Annotated in this window: 25 protein-coding genes; 16 read left to right on the top strand and 9 right to left on the bottom strand. The window is 34.9% G+C overall.

The window, feature by feature from the left end:
* Positions 1-14 precede the first annotated feature (14 nt).
* A complete protein-coding gene (putP, locus tag H3S74_RS08010; protein ID WP_110446993.1) occupies positions 15-1508 on the bottom strand; it encodes a sodium/proline symporter PutP in 1494 nt (497 codons plus the stop codon).
* A 261-nt stretch (positions 1509-1769) separates the two neighbouring features.
* Here putP and nth point away from each other — a divergent pair, with 261 nt between their 5' ends.
* Both nth and smrB read left to right on the top strand, forming a co-directional pair.
* Complete coding sequence (nth, locus tag H3S74_RS08005) at positions 1770-2408, top strand: endonuclease III (protein ID WP_198247633.1); 639 nt, start codon at positions 1770-1772, stop codon at positions 2406-2408.
* A gap of 7 nt (positions 2409-2415) precedes the next feature.
* On the top strand, positions 2416-2961 hold the full coding sequence (gene smrB, locus H3S74_RS08000; protein WP_198247632.1) for an endonuclease SmrB: 546 nt from the start codon (positions 2416-2418) through the stop codon (positions 2959-2961).
* A gap of 336 nt (positions 2962-3297) precedes the next feature.
* Here the strand turns inward: smrB and cgtA are convergent, their stop codons facing one another.
* From cgtA to rplU, 4 genes are all read right to left on the bottom strand, one after another.
* Positions 3298-4467 carry an Obg family GTPase CgtA gene (gene cgtA, locus H3S74_RS07995; protein ID WP_198247631.1) on the bottom strand — a complete coding sequence of 390 codons (1170 nt, stop codon included), beginning with the start codon at positions 4465-4467 and terminating at the stop codon, positions 3298-3300.
* A complete protein-coding gene (locus H3S74_RS07990) occupies positions 4467-5432 on the bottom strand; it encodes a DMT family transporter (protein ID WP_110446991.1) in 966 nt (321 codons plus the stop codon). The genes cgtA and H3S74_RS07990 overlap by 1 nt, the downstream gene beginning before the upstream one ends.
* An 83-nt stretch (positions 5433-5515) precedes the next feature.
* Complete coding sequence (gene rpmA / locus H3S74_RS07985; protein WP_034883716.1) at positions 5516-5776, bottom strand: 50S ribosomal protein L27; 261 nt, start codon at positions 5774-5776, stop codon at positions 5516-5518.
* A 15-nt stretch (positions 5777-5791) separates the two neighbouring features.
* Positions 5792-6100 (bottom strand): 50S ribosomal protein L21, encoded by a 309-nt coding sequence (gene rplU, locus H3S74_RS07980; protein WP_065577863.1) that lies wholly within the window; start codon positions 6098-6100, stop codon positions 5792-5794.
* Positions 6101-6332: 232 nt separating this feature from the next.
* Here rplU and narX point away from each other — a divergent pair, with 232 nt between their 5' ends.
* The 3 genes from narX to H3S74_RS07965 all read left to right on the top strand — a co-directional run bounded on the left by narX (position 6333) and on the right by H3S74_RS07965 (position 10035).
* Positions 6333-8138, top strand: coding sequence for a nitrate/nitrite two-component system sensor histidine kinase NarX (narX, locus tag H3S74_RS07975; RefSeq protein ID WP_110446990.1), 1806 nt, complete (start codon positions 6333-6335; stop codon positions 8136-8138).
* A gap of 3 nt (positions 8139-8141) precedes the next feature.
* Complete coding sequence (narL, locus tag H3S74_RS07970; RefSeq protein ID WP_086359388.1) at positions 8142-8795, top strand: two-component system response regulator NarL; 654 nt, start codon at positions 8142-8144, stop codon at positions 8793-8795.
* A 217-nt stretch (positions 8796-9012) separates the two neighbouring features.
* Positions 9013-10035: a DUF4272 domain-containing protein gene (locus tag H3S74_RS07965; protein WP_198247630.1), complete on the top strand. Its 1023-nt coding sequence runs from the start codon at positions 9013-9015 to the stop codon at positions 10033-10035.
* 137 nt (positions 10036-10172) lie between these two features.
* On the opposite strand, the gene cysG is transcribed toward H3S74_RS07965, so the two are convergent.
* The 4 genes from cysG to nirB form a co-directional block, all read right to left on the bottom strand.
* Positions 10173-11546 (bottom strand): siroheme synthase CysG, encoded by a 1374-nt coding sequence (cysG, locus tag H3S74_RS07960; RefSeq protein WP_198201662.1) that lies wholly within the window; start codon positions 11544-11546, stop codon positions 10173-10175.
* 109 nt (positions 11547-11655) lie between these two features.
* Positions 11656-12423 carry a nitrite transporter NirC gene (gene nirC, locus H3S74_RS07955; RefSeq protein WP_086359391.1) on the bottom strand — a complete coding sequence of 256 codons (768 nt, stop codon included), beginning with the start codon at positions 12421-12423 and terminating at the stop codon, positions 11656-11658.
* Positions 12424-12445: 22 nt separating this feature from the next.
* The gene (nirD, locus tag H3S74_RS07950) at positions 12446-12778 is read right to left on the bottom strand and encodes a nitrite reductase small subunit NirD (protein ID WP_086359392.1); all 333 of its coding nucleotides are present in this window, start codon (positions 12776-12778) and stop codon (positions 12446-12448) included.
* A gap of 3 nt (positions 12779-12781) precedes the next feature.
* Positions 12782-15304 carry a nitrite reductase large subunit NirB gene (nirB, locus tag H3S74_RS07945; RefSeq protein WP_086362641.1) on the bottom strand — a complete coding sequence of 841 codons (2523 nt, stop codon included), beginning with the start codon at positions 15302-15304 and terminating at the stop codon, positions 12782-12784.
* 280 nt (positions 15305-15584) lie between these two features.
* On the opposite strand from nirB, the gene H3S74_RS07940 reads away from it, so the two are divergent.
* The 11 genes from H3S74_RS07940 to agp all read left to right on the top strand — a co-directional run bounded on the left by H3S74_RS07940 (position 15585) and on the right by agp (position 26123).
* On the top strand, positions 15585-16082 hold the full coding sequence (locus H3S74_RS07940) for a MarR family winged helix-turn-helix transcriptional regulator (RefSeq protein WP_198201664.1): 498 nt from the start codon (positions 15585-15587) through the stop codon (positions 16080-16082).
* Positions 16083-16140: 58 nt separating this feature from the next.
* Positions 16141-17277, top strand: a complete 1137-nt coding sequence (locus H3S74_RS07935) for an HlyD family secretion protein (RefSeq protein WP_198247629.1) — start codon at positions 16141-16143, stop codon at positions 17275-17277.
* Entirely contained in the window at positions 17274-18434 is a 1161-nt protein-coding gene (locus H3S74_RS07930; RefSeq protein WP_198201665.1) for an ABC transporter permease, read from the top strand. The genes H3S74_RS07935 and H3S74_RS07930 overlap by 4 nt, the downstream gene beginning before the upstream one ends.
* 402 nt (positions 18435-18836) lie before the next feature.
* Positions 18837-19619, top strand: coding sequence for a transcriptional repressor AgaR (gene agaR, locus H3S74_RS07925; RefSeq protein WP_086362644.1), 783 nt, complete (start codon positions 18837-18839; stop codon positions 19617-19619).
* 41 nt (positions 19620-19660) lie between these two features.
* Positions 19661-20827 (top strand): SIS domain-containing protein, encoded by a 1167-nt coding sequence (locus H3S74_RS07920; protein ID WP_198247628.1) that lies wholly within the window; start codon positions 19661-19663, stop codon positions 20825-20827.
* Between the two features lie 44 nt (positions 20828-20871).
* Positions 20872-21360, top strand: a complete 489-nt coding sequence (gene agaV, locus H3S74_RS07915; RefSeq protein WP_198247627.1) for a PTS N-acetylgalactosamine transporter subunit IIB — start codon at positions 20872-20874, stop codon at positions 21358-21360.
* 16 nt (positions 21361-21376) lie between these two features.
* Positions 21377-22159, top strand: a complete 783-nt coding sequence (gene agaW, locus H3S74_RS07910) for a PTS N-acetylgalactosamine transporter subunit IIC (RefSeq protein ID WP_086362647.1) — start codon at positions 21377-21379, stop codon at positions 22157-22159.
* The gene (locus tag H3S74_RS07905; RefSeq protein WP_110446982.1) at positions 22149-23045 is read left to right on the top strand and encodes a PTS system mannose/fructose/sorbose family transporter subunit IID; all 897 of its coding nucleotides are present in this window, start codon (positions 22149-22151) and stop codon (positions 23043-23045) included. Before agaW ends, H3S74_RS07905 begins: the two co-directional genes overlap by 11 nt.
* 8 nt (positions 23046-23053) lie before the next feature.
* Positions 23054-23491: a PTS galactosamine/N-acetylgalactosamine transporter subunit IIA gene (gene agaF, locus H3S74_RS07900; protein ID WP_086362649.1), complete on the top strand. Its 438-nt coding sequence runs from the start codon at positions 23054-23056 to the stop codon at positions 23489-23491.
* Positions 23481-24641 (top strand): N-acetylglucosamine-6-phosphate deacetylase, encoded by a 1161-nt coding sequence (gene nagA / locus H3S74_RS07895; RefSeq protein WP_198247626.1) that lies wholly within the window; start codon positions 23481-23483, stop codon positions 24639-24641. Before agaF ends, nagA begins: the two co-directional genes overlap by 11 nt.
* A gap of 228 nt (positions 24642-24869) precedes the next feature.
* Positions 24870-26123, top strand: a complete 1254-nt coding sequence (gene agp, locus H3S74_RS07890; RefSeq protein ID WP_198247625.1) for a bifunctional glucose-1-phosphatase/inositol phosphatase — start codon at positions 24870-24872, stop codon at positions 26121-26123.
* The last annotated feature ends 132 nt before the right edge of the window (positions 26124-26255 follow it).

Raw genomic sequence — 26255 nt, 5'->3', positions numbered from 1 at the left:
TACTTAATTAAATTCTATACTGTTTTATTGTGGTATTTTTTATACGCTTGTTTGAAATGGTCTTCAACTATTTCGTTCGGTTTTTTATCTAATAAGCTAAAAATAATGATTGCTATTGACGCAAATAAAAAGCCAGGAATTAGTGAATATAAATTAAGCCAATTAAAATTAATCCAAAGCAAGACGGTGATTGCACCAGTTATCATTCCTGCTAATGCACCATTGCGAGTCATTCGAGCCCAAAACACCGAGAATACAACAATCGGACCGAACGCAGCACCAAAACCAGCCCAAGCATGGCTAACTAAATCAAGCACACTGTTATTAGGATTGATCGCTAATAAAATAGCAATAACAGAAACTAATAGCACCATTATACGGCCAACCCAAACTAATTCTCGTTGCTTAGCCTTAGGTCGGATAAAAGCACGATAAAAATCTTCTGTTAATGCACTTGAACAAACCAATAATTGACAACTTAAGGTGCTCATTACTGCGGCTAGAATAGCCGCAAGCAAAATACCAGCAACCCATGGGTTAAATAGTAATTTAGATAATTCGATAAAAATACGTTCATGTTTCCCATTATCAATTAGATAAGCTAAGTTAGGATTATTGGCAAAGAAAGCAATACCAAAGAAACCAACTGTAATTGCGCCAGCTAAACATAAAATCATCCATGTCATACTAATTCGACGAGCATTTTTCATGACTTCATGAGAATCAGCAGCCATAAATCTAGCTAAAATATGTGGTTGACCAAAATAACCAAGTCCCCAACCTAACAATGAAATAATGGCAATCAAATCCATATGAGCAAAGATATTAGTATAATCAGGATTTAATGATTGAATATTAGCCATTGCATCAGTAAAACCACCCGCATTAATCATTACCATAATTGGTGTTAATATTAGAGCAAACATCATTAAACTAGCTTGAATTGTATCGGTCCAACTTACTGCTAAGAAACCACCAATAAAAGTATAAGCAATTGTCGCGCCAGCGCCTGCTAGCATTGCCCAGCCATAACTAAGCCCAAATGTACTTTCAAATAATTTAGCACCAGCAACTACGCCTGAAGCACAATAAATGGTAAAAAAGATTAAAATTATTACTGCTGAAATAATTCTTAATAGTGAACTATTGTCATCAAATCGACGAGCAAAATAGTCAGGTAAAGTTAATGAATTATGATTTATCTCTGTGAAAACTCTTAATCTACCGGCAATCAGCAACCAATTTAGATAAGCGCCAATTATTAATCCTATAGCAATCCAGCTTTGCGAGATACCAAATAAGAATACTGCACCCGGTAATCCCATTAATAACCAACCACTCATATCAGAAGCACCAGCAGAAAGTGCAGTAACTACACTGCCTATGCGACGTCCACCTAATATATAATCACCAAAGTTTCGTGTTGCACGAAATGCAAAGAAACCAATCGCAATCATTCCTAATATGTAAACAGCAAAGGTGACAATCATTGGTAATGACATTTTTATAATAAACCTTGATCGATGAAATTAAAAATAGTTGGCTAGCTTATCATAAAAAGCCCCTGCTAAAAAGCAGGCGATTTTGCTATATCTATCTCAGCTATAAAAGCTAGTATTACAATTCAATCCATAAAATAAAAATATCTTCAATTTTTTAAATAGATACATTGTTAATAGTTTCAACCTATATAAAAACTCAATATATCCTAAGGTTAAATATAATATAATGTATGTAATATTAATTAACTTTTTTATTTATAAGATATTGTGAAACAATCAACTCGAATTGAAATTTTAGAAAGATTAAAAGAGCATATTAAAGATCCTACAACTGAATTGGTATATAAAACACCATTCGAGTTACTTATAGCTGTTGTACTATCCGCTCAAGCCACCGATGTTAGTGTGAATAAAGCAACTAAACCATTATTTGCTATCGCAAATACCGCAGAGCAAATTCTGGCACTAGGAGTCAATAAATTAAAAGACTATATTCGGACAATTGGTTTATATAATAGCAAAGCAGAAAATATTATTAAAACCTGTCAGATTCTCGTAGATAAATACCAAGGTGAAGTACCAGAAAATTTTGACTCATTAATTACGCTACCTGGCGTAGGAAGAAAAACAGCTAACGTAGTTTTAAATACCGCATTTGGCTGGCCAACTATTGCTGTAGATACCCATATATTTAGAGTAAGTAATCGAACAGGATTTGCACCAGGCAAAACGGTTGAAGCTGTTGAAGAAAAACTACTTAAAGTGGTTCCAGATGATTATAAAATAAATTGTCATCATTGGTTAATATTACATGGTCGATATACCTGTATAGCTAGGAAGCCACGCTGCGGATCTTGCGTTATTGAAGATTTGTGTGAATATAAAGAAAAAATTTATCCAGAGTAAAAAATCAATGCCAAATAAATTTAAATTAGAAGATGAAGATATCAACTTGTTTAAAAGTAGTATTGGTAATACCAAACAACTTAAACAAGATACCGTTATTCATAAACCAGTAAAACGATCCCAAAAGCTAATTGATAATCAAAAGTTTCAACATGAAAAAGTAAATAATGAATTTTATTTTTCCGATGATTACCAACCACTACTACAAGAAGATCCTATTCGTTACATTCGTGAAAATGCAGATAACAATGAGTTAAAAAAATTACGACGAGGATTTTATTCACCCGAGTTTTTTTTAGATTTACATGGATTAACCCAGAAAGAGGCAAAAAAAGAAATTGCAGCACTTATTGCTGCTTGTTTACGTGAAAATGTCAATTGTGCTTGTATTATGTATGGCCATGGTAAAAACATATTAAAAAAACAAACACCAATGTGGTTAGCTCAACACCCACATGTAATGTGTTTCCATCAAGCACCAAAAGAGTTTGGCGGTAATGCTGCATTATTAGTTTTATTTGATATCAATAATCCATCTGTTAATCTAAGATAATTATTAATAAATATACACTAAATAATAAAAAAGCCAGCTTAGTTTTACTAAGCTGGCAAACATTGGAAGCAATGTGAGCAATGTCATACTTTTTTAGAAGTCTTTCGACGCTCTAACAAAGTACACCTGAATGATAATCATTCTCATTATTAAAAGCAAGTTATTTTTTTGACTATTTTCAAAAAACTGACAAAATTTTGTCAGTTTAACATGTGTTTTTATATTAACATTTTGTTTTTATAAGGAATTTAATTGAGAAGAGCAGGGTGATTTGCCCCTGCTTTTGGGAATATTTAACTATAAACAAACCATTATAATTAACTTTTGGGAATAGTTTTATTTTTGATAGATAAACTCAACACCCTCTTCATCACTCTCATCCCAATCATCAAAATCATCGTCGTCGTCATCAAATGCATCATCGATTGCTTGTTGATGATAATCATCCCACATAAATTCGACTTTTTCAGGCGATGTTTCCTCTTGTTCTGCCTCTCGAGGATGAGCCGTAATATAATCCATTAAATCCCAACATAATGCTTTTACGCCTTCGTGATTCACCGCTGAAATAAGATAATATTTCTCATCCCAATTTAAGGCTTCCGCAATTTCAGCTGCACGTTTTTCACTTTCATCAGGACCTAATACATCCATCTTATTAAAAACTAACCAACGCGGTTTATTTGCTAATTTATCACTATACTGATGCAATTCTTGAATAATAACTTTCGCATTTTCAATTGGATCTGAACCATCTATTGGCGCTATATCAATTAAATGCACTAATACGCGACAACGTTCAAGATGTTTTAGAAAGCGAATACCAAGCCCTGCACCATCAGATGCCCCTTCAATCAATCCAGGGATATCTGCAACAACAAAACTTTGTTCATTATCCATTCGCACAACACCCAAGCTAGGTACTAATGTTGTAAATGGATAATCAGCGACTTTAGGTTTAGCAGCTGAAACACTGCGAATAAATGTTGATTTACCAGCATTAGGTAAACCCAACATACCCACATCAGCTAGCAATAATAATTCCAATAACACATCGCGTTTTTCACCAGGCGTACCATCGGTTTTTTGTCGTGGAGCACGATTCACTGATGATTTAAAACGGGCATTACCAAGTCCATGAAAACCACCTTTAGCAACCAGAACTTTTTGTTGATGATGTGTTAAATCACCAATAATTTCACCAGTATATTTATCAGTTATACGAGTTCCTACTGGCACTTTAACGGTAATATCTTTACCTCGTTTCCCCGTACAATCAGAACCTTGTCCATTTTGACCACGTTCTGCTCGGTAGTTTTTTTCAAATTGAAAATCAACCAATGTATTTAAGTTTTCATCAGCAATAAAAAATACATCACCACCGTCTCCACCATCGCCACCATCAGGGCCACCTTTAGGTATATATTTTTCTCGGCGGAAACCAACACAACCATTTCCGCCATCTCCGGCTTCGACACGAATTGAAGCTTCATCTACAAATTTCATTATTTGTCCTCTTTCTTTCGGTTAATTAGCCAGCCCTTTCGTGGTTGCCACAAGTAGTGTCCAACCGTTGCAAACATTGCACCAGCGACCACTGATACTGCGCCAATATAACCTAAAATATTTAAATATTGCATTGCAAACTTTTCTGGCCATAGTAAAGCAAATAAATCTGAAAAAATCAGTGCAAAAAGTGGTGTTAATGTGGTTATTGCACTTACTTGTGCAGCTTGCCAACGTTCCATTGCCATAACCAAAGCACCATAAGCAATAATAGTATTAAGTCCGCAAAAAATAATGGCAAACAGTTGGCTAAAATCAGCACTGGCTATTTTCGTTGGTGATGCTAGAGGCCATAAAAAAATACTACAAATAAGATAAATCAACCAAAGTAGCTGTTCTGCTCGTAATTTTTTTAATAATACTTTTTGCGCTAACGCATAACATGCCCATGAGATAGAAGCCAGCAAAGCCAGCCAAACACCTATGCCATATGAAGACATATTAGCAAAAAGATCGGCTAGATTTTCATTAAAAAACAATCCTAACCCAATTAATAATATGGTAATACCAATAATTTGCGTTGGTCTTAATCTTTCTTTGAAAATAATTGCACTAGAAATCATAAATATTATAATTCCTGTTTGGCCAACAACTTGAGCAGTAGTTGCAGATAAATACTGAACAGCTGTAGCAAAAAGTGCAAAATTACCGAGTAAACCAAACCCAGCAATCATCAATAAGATAAAACGGCGACGTTTTTTGAACATAGCTAAATTAGGAAACTGTTTTTTATAAGCCAGCCATAGTGTAATACCGATAGCTGAGATACTTAATCGTGACCAAGCTAATGTTAATGGATCAATAACAACTAATGCATATTTCATAGCAATTGGCACTAGTCCCCACATAACGGCTGTTAACATGGCTAATGCAAAACCTAATTTAACATTTTGCTGTTTTATCATAATGAATTATATAAATTTTCAAGAAATGAAAAAAGCCCCACAATGACTGTGAGGCTTCTATAACTTATTAAACCGCTGGTTTATTAGCTGTTAGCAACTACACTAACATAACGGCGGTTTTTAGGTCCTTTAACTTCGAACTTAACTTGTCCATCAACTAAAGCAAATAGGGTATGATCACGACCACAACCTACGTTAGTACCTGGGTGGAATTGAGTTCCACGTTGACGAACTAAAATGTTACCCGCAAGAACTTCTTGAGAACCATAACGTTTAACACCTAAACGTTTACTCTGGGAATCACGACCATTACGTGATGAACCACCAGCCTTCTTATGTGCCATTGTTCGATACTCCTATTAAGCGATTGCAGTGATCTTCACATCAGTGAACCACTGACGGTGACCTTGTTGTTTACGATAGTGTTTACGACGACGGAATTTAACAATTTTCACTTTCTCGCCACGACCGTGCTCAACAATTTCTGCTTTAATTGTTGCACCTTCAACAAACGGAGCACCAACTTTGATGTCTTCACCATTTGCTACCATTAAAACTTTATCGAAAACAACTTCTGAACCTGTTTCGACTTCAATTTTTTCCAAGCGAACGACTTGTCCTTCGCTAACTCGGTGTTGTTTACCACCACTTTGGAAAACTGCGTACATACTTAACTCCGCAATAAAAAGCAGACGATTCCTGATTAAAAATATATGTCTGCATTGATTAATCTTATAGGGCGTGAATTTTACGCAAAATTTATGCTTGTTGCAAGCGCTGTTTAATAAAAGATCGCAAAAAGTCACAAAAAAGATCTTAGACCAGCTATTTTCACGCTACAATATAGTTAAATTATTATTTATTTGCATAATATTTAACGCAAAAATATTGAGTACCTATATGCTAAAAAGAAAATTTCGCTACAGTGCTTCTATTATTAATCGTTTAACACTTTTAATGCTCTTTTTAGGCGCTATGGCATTATTGGCGCTATTTTTGTCAATACAAGTCGCTAATGATACTAAAGGTAGCGCTTATATGATTAATCAATTAGGGTTAATCAGAATGAAGAGCTATCAACTTTTAGCAATGACACCTATAGAAAAAAAGGATATTTATCGACTTAACATTTTTAATGATATCCCATCATCACAACAATTAAAATTATTTGAACGTTATCAGTTAATTGATGATTTTAATCAATTACAGTCGCAGTGGTTCAAGCATATTGTTCCGAAACTTCAACAAGCAAACAATATAAATGAGATAAAAAATGAAATTGATAATTTTGTTGCTCACACCGATAAACTGGTTCATCAAATTGATCAAAAGACAGAAAATCAAATCCATTATCTTTCACAATTACAACTCGTTTTTATCATTCTAATTGCACTATTTCTTCTGGCACAAATTTACTATTTACGTCGTTATCTTCTTGCGCCATGGCGTAAATTAATTCATATGGCAGAATCGATTTCGCAACAGAATTTTAGTCAACGCTTTAATAGTAAAACAACCAAAAGTGAGTTTGATTTACTGGGGCAAGCCTTTGATAAAATGGCGGAACAAATTGAACAACAGTATCTATTGTTAGAAGAGCGCGTCACAGAAAAAACAGCTGAATTACAACAAATCAATAAAATTGTGTCATTTCAATATCAAGCCATCAAGCAACTCCATACCTCAGACCCCTTATGTGAGCGTTTTTTAATTATACTTCGTGGACTAGAAGAATTAGTACCATTAACACAGTTTCAAATCCGATTTTATGAATCAGATAACATAGAACATTTTCAACAATTCAGCTATGACAACCAACAAAAACTCCCTTATTGCCAAAATTCAGAATGTAATGCTTGTCTTATTCCATCAAAATCTTATCAAGAAAATGGTTTTCAGCGCTATTGGTATCTGCAAGAAAAAGGAGAAAAATTTGGCATTTTATTTGCAATACAGCCATCAAAAGTACAACTAGGAACAGAACAAGAAAATTTAATTACTGCTTTAGTTGAACAAATGACTACAGCACTAATGCTTGATAGGCAAATAGAACAACAAAAACAATATCTATTAATGAAAGAACGTTCAGCAATGGCTAGGGAACTACATGACTCGATAGCGCAATCACTTTCTTGTTTAAAAATACATCTTAGTTGCTTACAGATGCAATCGGATTTAACTTCCCAAACCAGTATCGATTTGCTGACGACTATGCGTAAAGAGGTTAATATAACCTACTCTCAATTAAGAGAGTTAATTACCTCGTTTCGCTTACGTCTTAACCAAACCGGTTTTTATGCCAGTTTCATGGAGTTAATTGATGAGTTTAATCAAAAATTGAAATTTACAATTCAGATTGAATATCAATTACCTCTCAATATCATCAATAGCAAATATGCCTTTCATTTACTGCAATGTGTCCGGGAATCTTTAAATAATATCTATAAACACGCCAATGCCACCCAAGTCAAAATAAGCTTAACGATTGATGAGAATCAAATTATTACCGTTAGCATAAAAGATAATGGTATTGGTTTACAAAATAATACACATCAAGATAATCACTATGGTTTAATTATTATGCGTGATAGAGTTGGCGTATTAAACGGCAATCTAATCATTAATAGTAAGCCTAATATGGGAACAGAAATTGTGGTAACATTTAAAGCAACAAACACAATTCCTTGCAAGATGATAAAAGAGTAACCAATGGATCAAGTTAAAAGTTCAATATTACTTATTGATGATCATCCCATGTTAAGAAATGGGGTAAAGCAACTTATTAACACCATCAATAATTTTGAAATTATCGGTGAAACTGGTTCAGGGATAGAAGGAGTTAAGCTGGCTGAAACACTTGATCCTGATATTATTTTGTTAGATATCAATATGAATGATGTCAGTGGACTAGAAATTCTACGCTATTTACGCGAGAAAAACATTTCAAGCAGAATCATTATGTTTACTGTCTCAGACGCAAAAGAAGATATTATTACCTCGCTCAAAACTGGTGCTGATGGTTATTTGTTAAAAGATATGGAACCGGAAGATTTTCTTAAAGCCTTAAAGGATATTTCGGAAGGGAAAGTCATTATGGATGAAGCTATTTCACATATCATTCTTAATTATATGCGTGATGATAAAAACCAGACAACCAACCAATCCCATGATATCAATTTACTTACCCCAAGAGAACATGAAACATTTAACTTATTAGTGCAAGGATTATCGAATAAACTTATCGCAAAAGAGTTAGATATAGTTGAAAGTACAGTAAAAGTTCATATTAAAAGTATTTTTAAAAAACTCAACTTTAAGTCACGTATGGAAATGACTGTATGGTATTTGCAGAGTAAAGAATAACCTTGGCAATGTATTAATGCCGATTTATATCATATATCCGCTTACACTTTTAATTGGATAGAATATCTAATCCTAATCATTAAAAATTTTCTATAACAACCGTTTTCTTCTACTTGATTCAATTGAAAAACAATATTTATAATTAGTTCAATCAATTAAATTGATTTATTGAACAAAATTAGAAAACAAAAAATTAAAAAATAGGATGAAGTTGTAAATGTCTCTATTAGTCAATGCTTACTCTACACTCACAAATCCAACAGCAATTAATTTTAGTTGTAAAAAATTAAATCAACGTGGATTGAACTCACTCAATTTTACAGATCATCTTAATGGTTTTATTGGCTATGTTATGCAAGCAGGTGACGGTGAAATGAATTCCCGCCGTTATGAACTTTATCGACATATTCAAAAAACTAAACATCAGTTTACGTTTGAAATAGAAGAAAATCAATTTAATGAACTAGCGCATTGGGCTGAGCTGGCTAATGTTATTTTATTTATCCCCGATGGCACGATTCGCAATCCTAAGATGGATGTTTTACAAGATCCAGATGGTAAATTTGATATAAATGTTAAAATGCCTTATCCGTCAGAAGCATTACAACGCAAAGCAAAAACTGAGCAGTATTTAGCAAAGTTAGGATTACAACCGCTTGTAAGCTTACCTCCTGTCGTTGCCGAATCTGAAGTAATACTTAGAACACCCGATGAAGTAAAAAAACGATCCTTAGCCCTGATGTTAACAGGAATTCAAGCCGAAAGCTTTCGAGAAAATGCCCCATTAGATCCTGAGGAATTCAAAGCGCGTTGTCCGTTAGGGTTTGCTGCTTTATCAAATACTGAATATGATTTTATTCACGCACCTCAACCGCAAGAACAAGATGTTATGAATATGAGTTGGCGCTATGAAGCCTTATTACCACTACAATGGGCACTAAATTGGCAATCAAAATTACCTTTTGCGGATACTTTTTGTAATGTATCTTCATTAGTCGAAACTGGTTTAGAAAATAGTAATCCCGAACTATCTACTTTAACCTTAAGACCAACAAGTGAACTGCTAGATGCATTAGATTTAAATTACCGATTACATTGGCTAGCAAGAGATTGTCGGCTTAATAATAAAATACTACCTGTAGAAATAATGGAAGGCGTTATTCAAGAAAGACAACATGCTTTAAATTGGCTAACAAACTTTGAAAATGCCGATTGGGATGATGTCGATACGCCTTCTTAAATTTTGATAAAAAAAGCAAAGTCGATATTGTTATAAAACACTTTGTAACAATATTTTTTAGTCAAATTGTTTGGAAACAAAAGGCAAGAAAATAAAGAATATTATAAGATATCCTATCATTTCCTTGCCAATTTATACTAATTCTGTGAAAACCAGTTAAGTTTTTCTCGTAATGCCACCACCGGACCAACGATAATTAAACTAGGGCTACGAGCTTGTAAAGCTAGCTGACCAAGTTCGGATAATAAACCATTGATGACTTTTTGCTTAGTAGTGGTACCCTCTTCAACAATAGCAATAGGAGTCTGACCATCCATACCGTGTTTAATTAAATTCGTTTTAATATTTTCTGCTTGCGATAGCCCCATATAAAAAACCAAAGTCTGCTTTTCAGCCGCTAAACTTCGCCAATCAAGATGAGATCCATCTTTTAGATGACCAGTTATTAAACGTACACTATGTGCGTAATCACGATGAGTTAGTGGTATCCCACTATACGCCGAGCATCCAGAAGCCGCAGTAATGCCAGGTACTACCGAAAAAGGAATATTAGCATTGAATAATGTTTCAAGCTCTTCTCCTCCTCGACCAAAAATGAAAGGATCACCACCTTTAAGTCGTACCACTCTCAGGCCCTTTTGTGCTTGTTCCAATAATATTTGATTAATTTGTTCTTGCGGAACACAATGAAAACCGGGGTGTTTACCAACAAAAATTCGTTGCGCGTCTCGTCGAGTTAAATTCATTATTTCTTTTGAGACTAATCTATCATAAACAATAATATCCGCTTGTTGAATTTGTTGAAGACCTTTTAAAGTTAACAATCCTGGATCACCAGGGCCAGCACCAACTAAGACCACTTCGCCACGACAATCCAACGAATCATCAAATAATTCATTAGTTAATGTATCGACATTTTCTGAATCATTATTCGCTATTGCTTGCGCTAATCTATCATGAGAAAACAATTTTTCCCAAAATCGTCGACGTTCAGTCATACTTCGGTAAGTCGCTTTTACTTTATTGCGTAAATAACCGGCATATATGGCTAATTTACCAATATGTTGTGGCAATATTGCTTCAAATTTTTCACGTAACAAGCGAGCTAATACAGGAGCATGCCCTTCTGAAGAGATGGCGACCATAATAGGGGAACGATCAATAATTGAAGGCATAATAAAACTTGCATCTTTGGGAGAGTCGACCACATTACAAAAGATACGACGGTTTTCTGCGGCGCTACTAACTTGTTGATTGGTTTTTTGACAGTTAGTTGCAGCAATAACTAACCATTTATTATCTAGCAGTTGCTCGTTAAACTCACTTTTTATTAAAACTAACTGCTTTTGTTGCTGCCAACAGATAAATTGTGGGTTAAATTCAAGTGCATTGACAGTTAATTTTGCACCAGCTTCAAGTAATAATCGAGCTTTACGCTCAGCTATTTCGCCACCACCAACTAATAAACAATCACGATTTTCTAATTTGCAAAATAAAGGTAAATAATCCATACAATTTCAAAACAACCATTAATATATTTTTGATTTAAGAGCAATTTACTGATTGCTAATTACCATACCAATCAGTAAATTGAACAATAAAAACTTCTGTTATTTATAATTAAGGTCGCTCTGATTTAGGTGTTGAAAACCAATATCCTAACCCCATAAATAGTGCGCCAGATACTAAATTTCCTAATGAAACCCATAACAAATTATGACCAATGCCTGCTAATGTGTAAGAATCAGAATGATTACCAAACCAAGAAAGTGAAAATAACGTCATATTGGCAACACTATGTTCATAACCACAAGCAATAAAGGCTAATAAACACCACCATATTGCAATAAATTTTGCTGACCCCTCTACTCGGTTTGCCATCCAAATAGCTAAGCAAACTAACCAGTTACATAAAATTCCCCGAAAGAATAATGCTGTTGCTGGCGCAGATGTTTTTGCCAATGCAGCGGTATGCACAAGCGAAGTATCTGTTGCCAATAATGGACTTGCAGCCCAATAAAACAAAGCGGCCACAAAAATTGATCCAAGCAAATTGCCTAACCATGTTTGTGGCAATACACACCACATTTGACAATGAGTAATTTTTTTAGCCTGCACGCCAAAAGTTAAAAACATGGTATGGCCAGTAAATAATTCTGAGCCGGCAATTACCACTAAAGTTAATGCTATACCAAAGGTTGCCCCCATAACTAAAGGCCTAACGGATGGATCAAGCAAATTACCTAGTGTGAAAATTAATATAATTCCTAAACCAACGTAAGCACCTGCCATAGCAGAACTTAACCAAAATCCAATTGGATTGGTTTTAGCTAGTCGAACGATCCGCGCAGCATTAGCTGCACATTTGTTAATTGTTTCTGTATACATTTTGTATTCCTAATGCGATTAATTAATTAGATTTTATTTGCACAAATTCATCATTATCTACTTTGACTTCATAATGAGTAACAGAATAATCTTCATTTTCAAGGCAATAACCATCCTTTAAACGAAAACGCTGTTTTTTAAGAGGACTTGCGACCCATAGCTCATTTTCATGTTCAGCAATAATGCCACGAGAAAGGACGCTGGCATTCGCAAAAGGGTCAATATTACTAATCGCATAAAGCTCATTAGTATTGTAGGGACGAAAAACTGCAACATGTTCTTTGCCGACTAGAGCACATATTCCTGTTTCAGGTAAAATATCTTGTAATTTACAAATAGTAATCCATTGGCTCATGCTCTATTCTCCTAACATAGTTTGACGTTCTTCAAGAGTTGCTGGGCGATGTTGATCGCGTTCAGGCACAAATTGAACATTATCATCACGCTTAGAACTATTAACAAAATGGGCAAAACGGATTTGTGCTGCTGGGTTATCCACTGTTTCTTTCCATTCGCAGACTACTAATTGTCGAACTCGATCCATCTCTTTTTCTAGTTCGGCATTAATACCTAACTTGTCATCAATAATCACACTACGTAAATAATCGATTCCTCCTTCAAGATTCTCAAACCAAACGGAAGTTCGTTGTAATTTATCAGCTGTGCGAATATAGAACATGATAAAACGATCCAAATAACGTATAAGCGTCTCTTTATCTAAATCCGCAGCAAGTAAATCAGCATGACGAGGCTTCATACCTCCATTACCACAAACATATAGATTCCAACCTTTTTCAGTAGCAATAACACCAATATCTTTACCTTGCGCCTCCGCACACTCCCGAGTACAACCTGAAACACCAAGTTTAAATTTATGAGGTGCTCTAATACCTTTATAACGATTTTCTAATTCAACGCCAAAACCGACACTATCGCCAACACCAAAACGACACCAAGTACTACCCACACATGTTTTAGCCATACGTAACGCCTTCGCATAGGCATGACCACTTTCAAAACCAGCGGCTATGAGCTCTTTCCAGATAGCTGGAAGATCGTCTTTTTGTGCACCGAATAAACCAATTCGCTGAGATCCGGTGATTTTCGAATACAGATTATATTTCCTTGCAATCTGGCCTATCGCAATTAAGCCTTCTGGTGTAATTTCACCACCAGCACTACGAGGGATAATGGAATAAGTACCATTTTTTTGGATGTTACCTAAAAAAATGTCATTACTATCTTGCAAAGGAACAAGATCTGGTTTAAGAATATAATTATTCCAACATGATGCTAATATTGACCCTATTGTTGGTTTACAGACTTCACAACCATAACCAGTACCATGTTTTGTAATCACTTCACTGAAAGAAGTTAATCCTTCAACTCTAATAAGATGGAAAAGCTCTTGACGAGAATATTTAAAATGTTCACAAAGGGCATGACTGACTTCAATACCTTGCTTAGCTAATTCTAAATTAAGGATTTGTGTTACTAATGGAATACAGCCACCACAGCCAGTACCTGCTTTCGTTTCGGCTTTAATTGCTGCCACCGTATGACAACCAGCATGAATAGCTTGCACAATTTTTGCTTTTGTTACATCAAAACAGGAACATATTTGTGCATTATCCGGCAAAGCATCAGCGCCTAATACAGGTTTAGCTCCGGCATGAGAAGGTAAAATTAAGCTATCAGGATGCTCTGGCAGATCCATATTATTAAGCATTAATTGTAATAAATTACTATAGTCTGCTGTATCACCAACTAATACAGCACCAAGCAATTTGCGATTATCATTTGAAACCACTAATTTTTTATAAACTGGGATATTTTCGTCTAAGTAAACATAACTCCGACAACCGAGCGTCTTAGCTTTGGCATCGCCAATACTACCGACATCGACTCCCATCAACTTGAGTTTAGCACTCATATCAGCGCCTTCAAATTTAGCATTTTCGCCGATTAAATGGGCTAACGCGACCTGCGCCATTTTATATCCAGGGGCAACAAGACCATAAACTTTACCTTGCCAACAAGCACATTCCCCTATAGCATAAATATCAGGATCTGATGTTTGACAATAATCGTTAACAACAATCCCACCACGAGGGCCAATATCAAGCTCACATGCTTTAGCTAATTGATCGCTAGGTCGAATACCTGTTGAAAAAACAATAAAATCAATTTTAAGTGATGAACCATCAGCAAATTGCATAATTTTACCTGATGGTGTATGAATAATTTCTTGGGTATTTTTACTGGTATGAACACCAACCCCCATCTCCTCAATTTTTCGACGTAACTGTTCACCTCCCATAGAATCAAGTTGCTCTGCCATTAACACTGGCGCAAATTCAACGACATGAGTTTCAATGCCTAAATTCTTTAGCGCCCCAGCAGCTTCAAGCCCAAGCAAACCGCCACCCACTACTGCGCCAGTTTTACAATTGCTGGCACAATTACGAATAGCATCAAGATCTTCAATAGTACGATAAACAAAACAATTCGCACCATCAGCACCTTTAATTGGTGGTACCCATGGATAAGATCCCGTTGCAATAATCAATTTATCATAAGAGATTATTCGTCCTGTTTGTGAATGCACTTCTTTACGTTGTCGGTTGATTAATATAACCCGCTCATTAAGTAGAATATTTATATCATTTTCTTGATATAAACCCTCTCTAACTAAAGATAATGCTTCTGCGGTATGTCCTGAAAAATAGGATGAAAGATGAACACGATCGTAAGCAACTCTAGGTTCTTGGCAAAAAATAGTGATGTTGAACTTATCAGCCTGCATTTTATCAATAATTTCTTCAACAAAACGATGGCCAACCATCCCATTGCCAATAATAACGAGATTGGTTTTACTCATAAAAAGCTCCAAATTTATTTTTAATTCAATTATTTAATTTTTATCTAATTGATATTTTAAGGAACTTTAAACAGAATATAATTATCCTCAAGGATTACCTCTTTAGTAGTAGATAAAATAATAATTTTGAAAACAATGAGTTATCATTTTTCACGATTTAAGTATCAAGTAACATTAGAATATTATTATGATAAACATCACAAATTACGAATAAAAAAAGGATTGCCAATTAGGGTTAAATAAGTATAATTAGCCGACTAAATAAATTAGGTAATGACAATTGAATTACAATTCAAGAATACTTCCTTCTCGCGAGACTTTAGCAAAAGCACAAAGATTTAATGATGAAATTATTGAGGTTTCAGGCGTTGATCTTGTCTTAAGTTTAATCACTACCGCCGATTTAATTCGATCAAATATTTATGCACAACTAGCCAAAGATTATGATGTATCTGAAGGAAAATTTGCCTTGCTAATGTCATTGTATAGTGAAGGAGAAACTTGCGCTAGCGAGTTAGCATTAAGAGTTGGCGTAACACCAGCAACCGTTTCGGTAATGGTGAAACGAATGTTAGCAGCACGCGATCCTTTAATATCAATGACCAAAAGTGGAGAAGATGGCCGTTCTCGACTAATCACCCTTACTGCAACTGGGGTAAATCTTATCCAAAAAGCATTACCTAATCACTTAAAATCGATTCGTGCTTTTGCTCAAGTCTTAAATCCACAAGAGCAGGAATCTTTAATTGCAATGTTACGCAAATTATTGCGTAAATAATTGCCAATAATTATTCATAATCATGATATTTTAACAATATACTTAGCTGACTAAATAAATGAAAAATAAATTAAACTTAGATTTACCCAAAAACATTAAAATTCCTGCTATATTTTTATTGCTACTTTTATTTGGATCTACATTAATATGTCTTGGTTCAAGAAATGATGCAGTAACTGTTGCTAAAAGTATCAAATCAGGGGTATTAACCGCTGATGAAATCAATGTTGCCTTTCAAAATGTAGGTGGAAAAGTGATTAAACGCTTTGTCCAAGAATCACAATTCGTTAAAAAAGGCGACCCATTAATGCAACTTGAAGATATTGATACCAAGCTATCAGTTGATCGCTTGCAAGCACTAGTTGATAGTCAAACTGCTGCTGTTAATCAAGAACAAGCAGCAATCGAAATCACTGAAAATGAAATCAATCTTAATGAGTTATCAACATGGCGAAAAATTGAGGAAGTTAAAGCTAATCTTGAAGCGGCAAGGTCTGCTCGTGATCTAGCTAATACTGAATTTCAACGCCATACTCAATTAAGAAAAACGGGCGGTACCTCTCAATCACAACTTGACGCTGCACGAAATGTCTACATTAGTACCAAAATGCAAGTGGTACAGATTGAAAGCCAATTATCAACCTTAATGATTGGAGCAACTCAAGACCAAATTAACCAGTTTGAACAAACTAGAAATGCTACGGGTATGACACTGCAATCGATCACTATTGATCGACAAAAACTGCAAAATCGTCAAAATCAGCTTGCTCAGATTAAAGCGCAATTAGCACAAGCTCAAGCTGATTTAAAACAATTACAAGTCAATTATGATCGACTAACATTAGTCGCGCCAGAAGATGGCAAAGTGCTAAAACTGATGTTTGAAGATGGTGAGATGGCACCTGCTGGAGCACCAGCTGTATTATTAGAAACTGATCGCAAATATGTCGATATCTATGTTAATGAAAAAATGGTCAATGATTATCAACCAGGCACAAAGGTGAAGGCGAATGTTATCGCATTAGATAAAACCGTAAAAGGCACCGTTCGATTTGCAACTGCTGCGCCATCATTTGCTGACTTACGCATGACGCGAGAACGTGGACAGGCCGATTTAACATCTTACCAAGTCAGAATTTATATGGAATCTATTCCACAACTATTAACCGGTATGACAATTGAGGTTGATCAATGATGCGACAAAACATCATTAAATCTATGCTTGAAGAGCTTGACGCTATGTTGTCAGGCCACTTCATTCCTTATTATAAAGTGTGCCTAGGTTTAGCAGCCATCGTATCACTTATTTTTTCAATTGTTCTGAGTCATGGTTCAGTTTTTGAAGGAAAAATTGCCGTTATAGATCTTGATGGTTCTAATTATTCAACTGAATTAATCAGTAAGGTAAATACATCACCATTTATTGAAATAACAGAAGTGATTCGATCGCCAGTTAATCCAATTACCTTGGTTTCACATGATCGTAATTTAGGCGTGTTATATATCCCTAAAGGGCTAGAAAAATCATTAAAGAAAGGGGACCGTACGGTTAAATTAGGTTATTTTGCTGATGACTCAAATGATGCCCAAAATGCCAAAGTAATGCAAAGCCTTAATGAAATTATCCCTGAATCAGGTGCAGAATTAAGTGTTGGTAAAGTCGCAGCATTAGGACTAGGTCGAGAAGCAACAGAAGCGACCTTATCACCAATGCAATTAAAAACGAGAACCATGTTTAATCCGGCTAGTTCATCAACAATATCCACTATTATCTATTTTGTTTACTTCTTTTCATCATTAACTTATGGATTAACCTCATTAATGATTATTGGTCGATTAAAAACCATGGGGATGTGGAATACAGTAATTGAACGTGGTTTTTTACCATTATTAGCCCGAACAGTGCCTTATGCCCTATTCTATACCACTGCTTTAACCTTGATTACGGCAATATTGGTAATATTCGGTCAACTACGTTTTGATGGTAACTATTTTACTTTCGTACCAAGCATTTTTATGACTGGTTTAGCTTTTGGTTGGTTAGGTTTACTACTATCTTGGAAAACTAACCATCCCGGTGAAGGAGCAAGTAAAATGATTTTCCTTGTTCCTCCCGGCTTTATTATGGGCGGTTCAACCATGGCAGTAGGCATTATGCCAATATGGGCCTTTTATGTTAGTCATGCCTTTCCATTAGTTTGGTTATTTCGCTTCTTCCGTGACATAGGTATACGCGGACGTTCATTTGTCGATATGTTATCAACATATGGTATCTTCATTATCTATTTAACCGTTATTGCTTTTGCCGTGATGATGTTTGTTAAGCGCAGTAAAAATAGCCAACCAGAATGAAAAAATAACCACAATTAAGTTATTGAAACACCAATCGGTGTTTCAATATCTATATCAACCTCTATATTCTCTTAGTTATAATTTTCGATTAACAATCTTATAATCAATGAAATTTACAAATTTGTGACATAGATCACTCTAAACAATGAAAGCGGATATTTTTTTATTGTTTAGCTGTCTTTCTTTTATATGATTTCTCTTTTAAGTTAAAAATTTGAAAAATAACATTAATATTCTTTTTACTGCTTATCTTTCACATTGAAAGCTTTCGTTTTATTTTAAATGGAAATAATATTTCAATTTTTTCTTACCTAACCAATTTTGTGACCTATCTATCATTTTTCGATCCCTTATCTATGTTTAAATTTAATAAAGAAACGAAAGTCAAATGAGTGGTAGAAAATGAATAAAGAAATAATCAATACTTTACAACGTAGAGAAAAAATTATTCATTTACTTGATACAGAGAATACCGTATCAGTTAACAAATTAAGTAAATTATTTAAAGTATCAAGCGTTACCATCCGAAACGATTTAAGACACCTTGAAGAAAAAGGTTGTATATTGCGCTGTTATGGTGGAGCAATGTTAAATAAATCCTTTGCTTTAGATAAACCATTATTAGACAAAAGCCGTATCAATTCGAACATTAAAAATAAAATTGCTCAGCAAGCAGCTGAAATGGTTAATGATGGAGACCGAATCATTCTCGATTCAGGATCGACAACAGCAGCTATGGTTCCCTATTTACGTAACAAAAAAAACTTAATTGTTTTTACTAATGCAGTAAATATTGCCTATGAATTATCAAATAATAATGACATAGAAGTAATTATTGCTGGAGGGAACATCAGAACAAAAGCTTACTCTATTTCCGGCCCTACAGTAGAACAACAATTAAGAATGTACCATTTTGACAAGCTTTTTTTAGGTGTTGATGGTTTTGATCTAAATGCTGGCATTACTACACCAAATTTCGGTGAAGCTAATGTCAACAAGGTAATGTGTCAAGTTTCAGAGCAAATTATCGCAATGACTGACTCAACAAAATTCGGTCGTAAAAGTTTCTGTACGATTGAAAAAATTAATCTAATTAACACTATCATTACTGACACAAAAATTCCACAGGATTATCTAGAACAATTACATCAACTAGGAATAAATGTAGTCATTGTAGATTATTAAACTTTATAAATTCATTGGAATGATTAAAAAGGATATAGATTATGCAAAAATATTTGAATTATTCGTTAGATTGGTTAGAACAACACGGCGCTCAACATACTGCGAAAGAGATTTGTCAGCAACCACAAATTTGGCGAAATTTATTACAAATCATTTCACAACAGCAAAGTCAATTACAATCATTTTTACAACCTTTACTTTCCGATCCAAACTTAGAAATAATATTGACAGGTGCTGGCTCGTCCGCTTTTGGCGGTGTAGCTCTGGCACCATGGCTAAGAGGACAGACGCATCGTAACGTTCACGCTTATGCGACAACGGAAATTGTCACTAATCCTCAGCAATATTTATCGCCAAGTAAAAAAACGTTAATTGTCTCATTTGCACGATCAGGAAATAGCCCTGAAAGTGTTGCAGCAGTCAAATTAGCAGATCAAATAGTTTCTGACTGCTACCATCTGTTTTTAACCTGTAACCCAACCAGTGCATTAACAGAATATGCGGCAAAAGAAAACAATCCTAAGCGTATTTTTCATCTAGTCATGCCTGAGGGAACACATGACTTAAGTTTTGCAATGACGTCAAGTATAAGTAGCATGATGCTTGCCACACTTCTACTTCTAGACAAGCTTGATCTTGAAAAAGCACACAATGCTGTAATGGAAATTGCTAGTATTTGTGAAGACAAACTATCAAGCTGGCAATCAATAACTAAACAATTAGCTAGTAAAGAACATGATCGAGTTATCTATGTTGGTAGTAGCTGCTTCACAGGTATTGCACAAGAATCTGCCTTAAAAATTTTAGAACTAACCGCCGGTAAAGTAGCAACCCGCTTTGATTCAATATTAGGACTACGTCATGGCCCAAAATTTATGGTTGATACAAAAAGTTTAGTTGTCTGTTTTTTCTCAAGCGAGCCATATGTTCACCAATACGATATTGACCTATTTAATGAGCTTGTTCATGACAAAATTGCATCCGACGTCATAGCACTGACAAGTCAAGAGAGTATAGATCAACAAATATTATCGGTAGATTGTAAACTCCCTGATTGTTGGTTGATTTTTCCTTATCTAGTTTTCGCACAAATGTTAGCGTTTGAAAAATCACTTCATCTTGGACTGACTCCAGATAACCCTTGTCCAACCGGAGAAGTTAATCGAGTAGTAAAAGGCGTTAATATTTATCCATTTAATAAAAACTAATTACCTGAATCTGTTAAACAAATAAACAAAAGGACTTAATAGCAATGAGCACACCTAATATTCTTATGACACGTATAGACAATCGTTTAGTTCATGGTCAAGTTGGCGTAACTTGGGTTAATGCACTTGGTGCGAATCTATTATTAGTCGCCAATGACAGTGCTTCGCAAGATCCAGTCCAACAAAATCTAATGGACATGGTTATTGCTGAAGGCATTCAAACTCGTTATTTTACCTTACAAAAAACTATCGACATTATTGGCAAAGCCGCTGAAAGACAAAAAATTTTTATTGTCTGTAAAACACCACAAGATGTATTAACCCTCGTTAAAGGTGGCGTACCAATCAAATTTGTCAATGTGGGTAATATGCATTTTTCTGAAGGTAAAAAACAAATTCATAAAACAGTTTCTGTCGATGAATCAGATATCGCAGCATTTAAAGAACTTGAAAAATTAGGTGTAACTTGCGAAATCCGCCGAGTACCTGATGAAGCTGGCGAAAAAATAGCGGATTTAATCAATCTATCTTAACTTGAGGGAGCATACTATGTTAATGGATGCATTATTAATTGGACTTCTAGCCGGTATAGCTGGCGTAGATTTATTTGATGGCCTGACTCATTTACACAGACCTATCGTAATAGGGCCGTTAGTTGGATTAATTTTAGGCGATGTTACAACCGGTTTATATGTTGGAGGATCATTAGAACTGGTATGGATGGGAATGGTACCGTTAGCAGGAGCACAGCCACCTAATGTGGTTATCGGTGGTGTAATTGGTACCAGTTTTGCAATCTTAACTCATGCAGATCCTAAAGTTGCAATAGGTATTGCCGTACCATTTGCTATTGCAGTACAAGGATGTATCACTATTTTATTCACCATATACTCACCAATGATGCATAAATGTGATCGCTTCGTTGATCAACTCAATTTTAAAGGAATTGAATGGGTAAACTATCTTGGCATGATTATTCTTTTTTGTTTCTATTTTATTGTTGCTTTCTTACCTATCTACTTTGGTGCTGACGCAGCAACAGCACTAGTTAAAAAATCACCACAATGGTTGCTTGATGGACTTAGTGTTGCTGGTGGTATGATGCCGGCCATCGGTTTTGCAATGTTAATGAAAATTATGATGAAGAAAACCTATATTGCTTATTTCATTTTAGGTTTTCTTGGTGTGACTTTCCTTAATTTACCAATTTTAGCGATTGCATTAGGCGCTCTAGCTATAGCAATGATTGATTTCTTTAATTATGGCCGTGAAAACAACGATAGTAACAAGCCAGTAAGCTCAGATTCAATGGAGGTGGAAGATGGAATTTAATAACGATCACGATAAAAAAATGGCCGAGAAAGAAGCAAAACGTATGGAACAAGCATTAGCGACAAGTAAAGCCACAGCCGATACTTTTTATGATCAAAGCCAAGATGTAACACTAACCAAAGGTGATATTAATCGAATGGCGTTTCGTTCCCTTGCTTTACAAGCGTCATTCAACTATGAACGTATGCAAGCTGGAGGTTGGCTTTATACTATCTTGCCAGCATTACGTAAAATACATAAAAACCAAGATGACCTTAAAAATTCGATGCATATGCATATGGAATTTATTAATGTCCATCCTTTTGATGCCACTTTCCTCTCAGGATTAGTTCTAGCCATGGAAAAAGGCAAAGAAAATATTTCAACTATACGCGCGGTGAAAGTCGCGTTAATGGGACCTTTAGGTGGAATAGGAGACGCATTATTTTGGTTAACTTTACTGCCAATATGCGCTGGAATTGGTGCATCATTAGCCTTAGAAGGTAGTTTTTTTGGGCCAATAATTTTCCTACTAATGTTTAATATTGTACATTTTGGCTTACGTTTTGGTTTAGCTCATTATGGCTATCATGCCGGTACCAGTGCCTTACCTTTATTAAAAACGCATACTAAACGTATCTCACATGCTGCATCTATAATCGGTATGACAGTAATAGGAGCATTAGTTGCCTCATATGTACATTTATCTACACCATTAGAAATAAATGCAGGACAGGCTCATGTTGCGCTTCAAGCTGATGTATTAGATAAATTGATGCCAAATATATTACCACTTGGCTTTACCTTAATTGTTTATAGTTTGATGAAACGTAATTTCTCACCAGTAAAACTAATTGGTTTAACGGTTATTATTGGTGTTGTAGGTAAATTAGTCGGATTTTTATAGAGGGAATTATGTTAGGGATAATATTAACCGGCCACGGTAGCTTTGCTACCGGGCTTTACGAAGCCGCCACACAAATTATTGGTAAACAACCACAATTTACGGCTATAAATTTTCCTGATGGTATGAGTAGTGAACAATTAGAGGAACAATTGCACCAAGCATTTCAGGAAACTAATTGTGGTGACGGTGTTTTATTTTTAACTGATATTGTCGGTGGTTCACCATTTCGATTAGCGGCAGTTTTAAGTTATCAACACCAAAATATTGAAGTAATTAGCGGTGTTAATATGCCGCTGTTACTTGAAATTTTGTTACTACGTGAAAATTTAGATATCACAACCATTCGTCAAGAAACTATTGAAAATGGTAAGCAAACAATAACTAGCTTATGGCATGAACATCAAAAACAGTCAACTATTGATAAGGAATGTTCTGATGGAATTTAAACAAATTTGCGCTCAAAAGGTTTTAACACCTGTTGGTTGGATTGATAATGCAATTATCACTATTAATAATGGAAAAACTATTGATATTCAGCCTAATGATAAGCCTTGTACGAACCAAATAAAACTGTTACCAGCGCTCATAGATACCCATATTCATGGTGTCATGGGCGCTGACACTATGGATGCCACTCATGAATCATTAAATACCATAAGCTGTTTTTTGGCAAAACATGGCGTTGGTGCTTTTTTAGCAACAACAGTAACTGAAAGTTATGAAAAGATTGAAGCAGCATTAATACAAGTCAAAAACAGTATAAAAAAAGGCGTTTCAGGCGCAACAATATTAGGTTCGTATTTAGAAGGACCTTTTTTTAGTGATATACATAAGGGCGCTCATCCTGAAGAGTTTCTATGCGCACCGGATCGAGCAATAATTGAAAAATGGTTATCATTGGCTGAAGGGACATTAAAATGCATTGCTCTAGCACCAGAATACCCAAATGCCCTCGCTATTATCAAATGGCTAAATGAACAAAATATCCGTGTTATGTTAGGTCATACTAATGCCGACTATCAAACAATTAAAGATGCAATATTAGCTGGTGCCAGCGGCGTGGTACATTGCTATAACGGTATGTCCGGATTACATCATAGACAACCAGGAGTTGTTGGTGCAGCATTAAGTATCGATAACTGTCAAACCGAAATTATCGCCGATGGCCACCATGTTCATCCAGCTGCGATTAACATCGCCCATAAATGTTGTGGAAAAAATCTGTTACTAATTACTGATGCGATGCAAGCAACGGGAATGCCAAATGGCGATTATTATCTAGGTAAATTACAAGTACATATGCAAGATGGTGTTGTTCGGACTAACAATGGTGGTTTAGCTGGTAGCACATTGACCCTTGAGAATGCGGTAACTAATTTTGCTGATTATACTAATATGCCTTTCGAACAAGCTTGGTTGCATGGTAGTTATTATCCAGCTAAAGCATTAGGAATTGACGATATTTTAGGTAGTATTGCACCGAACAAATTAGCCAATTTAGTATTATTAAATGATGATAATCAAATTGTTGCAACCATTATAAACGGTAATGTTGTTTATCAAACATCAGCTGATCTTAGCAATATTTTGATTTAAAAATCTATACACTTTTTTAACAAAATTAAGAGGCATAAAGGTTAATCGTGTAGACGTTTATATGTCTATTAAATCTATTTTCTTTCCTCTTATTATATTAGGATCGATAAGTAATATAGAGTAAAAATATACTATTTAATTGAAGTAATTATTGGTGTTTACCTCCTACTTATCACAAGCAATATCATGGTGATCTTATCTCCTCGAACGTTACTTAAGAGGTTATTTATGCGAAAATTAAAATTAATATTAGGCCTATCTTTTGCTTTATCTTTCTCAACACAAGCATTAGAAACAATAGATAATTATACATTAGAACAAGTGGTGGTTTTCAGCCGTCATGGATTGCGAGCTCCATTAGCTAGCCCAAATAGTACTTTAGGTAAAGTAACTCCTAATCAATGGCCACAATGGGATACACCTGCTAGTTATTTAACTACCCGAGGTGGAGTATTAGAAAGTTATTTTGGACATTATTTTAGTGAATGGTTAGTTGATAATAAATTATTAAGCGAAAATACATGTCCAACAGAAAAAGAAGTATATATTTATACTAATAGCTTACAACGAACTATCGCAACTGGTCAGTACTTTGCGGTTGGCGCTTTTCCTGGTTGCATTGTTCCAATTGTTCATAAAGAAAAATTAGGGACTATGGATCCTACATTCTTTCCTGTAATTAAAGATGATAGCCCAACATTTAAAGAGTCTGCCATTGCATCAATCAATCAAATTGCTGATGCAAATGGTATTGAAGGATTAAATAAAAAATTGGATAACGCCTATAATGACATGTCCAAAATAATCAATTATGCAAATTCGGCAAATTGTCTAAATGATAAACAATGTGATTTTACTGCGTTACCAACCAAACTCATTATTGAAAAAGGCAAAGAACCCGGTATAACAGGCCCGCTTCGTACTGGAACATCAATTGCGGATGCCTTTATATTACAATATTACGAAGGGGCACCATTAACAGATATAGCCTGGGGTAAAATAAAGAATAACGAGCAGTTTGAGAAATTAGTCGCTATCAAAGAAAATTATAATACCGTATTATTTGGTTCGCCTGTTGTAGCCAAACAAATCGCAGCCAATTTAGTTAATTATATCAATCAAACATTTTCAGAAAAAAACAACAAAAGCAAATTTACGTTTTTAGTCGGCCATGACTCAAATGTTGCATCACTATTTTCCGCCATAAAAATTAAGTCGTATACACTGGCAAATCAATTTGAAACTACGCCAATTGGTGGAAAAGTTGTATTTCAAAAATGGCGCGATAACAAGACTGGTGAAGCATTAATGAAAATTGAATATTTTTATCAGTCAACCGATCAAATTCGTAATTTGACCCAATTAAATAGGAAAACTCCTCCACAAAAAATTGTATTAGAAATGGAAAATTGTCCAATTAATAAAGATGGTTTTTGTTCATTTTCTGCATTTAAACAAATCATGAATGATGTTACTAAATAATGCTTGATATATTGATTGTATGCTTAGGTTTTTGGGCATACAATCAAAAAGTTATTATTTAATCGTTATATTAGTAATTTATACTTAAATCATGACTTATCAAAGTCGACACACTATCTAAAAAGTTACCAC

This window comes from Gilliamella sp. W8126 (assembly GCF_016102185.1).
GTDB classification, from domain to species: Bacteria; Pseudomonadota; Gammaproteobacteria; order Enterobacterales; family Orbaceae; genus Gilliamella; species Gilliamella apis_A.
This window is presented reverse-complemented; position numbering and strand designations above follow the sequence as displayed.

Excerpts from the sequence above, each read along its gene's own strand:
- H3S74_RS07965 (WP_198247630.1), top strand. The coding sequence starts at position 9,013 with ATGTCTCTATTAGTCAATGCTTACTCTACACTCACAAATCCAACAGCA.
- rplU (WP_065577863.1), bottom strand. The coding sequence starts at position 6,100 with ATGTACGCAGTTTTCCAAAGTGGTGGTAAACAACACCGAGTTAGCGAA.
- narX (WP_110446990.1), top strand. The coding sequence starts at position 6,333 with ATGCTAAAAAGAAAATTTCGCTACAGTGCTTCTATTATTAATCGTTTA.
- agp (WP_198247625.1), top strand. The coding sequence starts at position 24,870 with ATGCGAAAATTAAAATTAATATTAGGCCTATCTTTTGCTTTATCTTTC.
- H3S74_RS07920 (WP_198247628.1), top strand. The coding sequence starts at position 19,661 with ATGCAAAAATATTTGAATTATTCGTTAGATTGGTTAGAACAACACGGC.
- narL (WP_086359388.1), top strand. The coding sequence starts at position 8,142 with ATGGATCAAGTTAAAAGTTCAATATTACTTATTGATGATCATCCCATG.
- H3S74_RS07935 (WP_198247629.1), top strand. The coding sequence starts at position 16,141 with ATGAAAAATAAATTAAACTTAGATTTACCCAAAAACATTAAAATTCCT.
- agaV (WP_198247627.1), top strand. The coding sequence starts at position 20,872 with ATGAGCACACCTAATATTCTTATGACACGTATAGACAATCGTTTAGTT.
- agaF (WP_086362649.1), top strand. The coding sequence starts at position 23,054 with ATGTTAGGGATAATATTAACCGGCCACGGTAGCTTTGCTACCGGGCTT.
- H3S74_RS07930 (WP_198201665.1), top strand. The coding sequence starts at position 17,274 with ATGATGCGACAAAACATCATTAAATCTATGCTTGAAGAGCTTGACGCT.
- smrB (WP_198247632.1), top strand. The coding sequence starts at position 2,416 with ATGCCAAATAAATTTAAATTAGAAGATGAAGATATCAACTTGTTTAAA.
- agaR (WP_086362644.1), top strand. The coding sequence starts at position 18,837 with ATGAATAAAGAAATAATCAATACTTTACAACGTAGAGAAAAAATTATT.
- H3S74_RS07990 (WP_110446991.1), bottom strand. The coding sequence starts at position 5,432 with ATGATAAAACAGCAAAATGTTAAATTAGGTTTTGCATTAGCCATGTTA.
- cysG (WP_198201662.1), bottom strand. The coding sequence starts at position 11,546 with ATGGATTATTTACCTTTATTTTGCAAATTAGAAAATCGTGATTGTTTA.
- H3S74_RS07905 (WP_110446982.1), top strand. The coding sequence starts at position 22,149 with ATGGAATTTAATAACGATCACGATAAAAAAATGGCCGAGAAAGAAGCA.
- cgtA (WP_198247631.1), bottom strand. The coding sequence starts at position 4,467 with ATGAAATTTGTAGATGAAGCTTCAATTCGTGTCGAAGCCGGAGATGGC.
- agaW (WP_086362647.1), top strand. The coding sequence starts at position 21,377 with ATGTTAATGGATGCATTATTAATTGGACTTCTAGCCGGTATAGCTGGC.
- nagA (WP_198247626.1), top strand. The coding sequence starts at position 23,481 with ATGGAATTTAAACAAATTTGCGCTCAAAAGGTTTTAACACCTGTTGGT.
- nirB (WP_086362641.1), bottom strand. The coding sequence starts at position 15,304 with ATGAGTAAAACCAATCTCGTTATTATTGGCAATGGGATGGTTGGCCAT.
- nirC (WP_086359391.1), bottom strand. The coding sequence starts at position 12,423 with ATGTATACAGAAACAATTAACAAATGTGCAGCTAATGCTGCGCGGATC.
- rpmA (WP_034883716.1), bottom strand. The coding sequence starts at position 5,776 with ATGGCACATAAGAAGGCTGGTGGTTCATCACGTAATGGTCGTGATTCC.
- nirD (WP_086359392.1), bottom strand. The coding sequence starts at position 12,778 with ATGAGCCAATGGATTACTATTTGTAAATTACAAGATATTTTACCTGAA.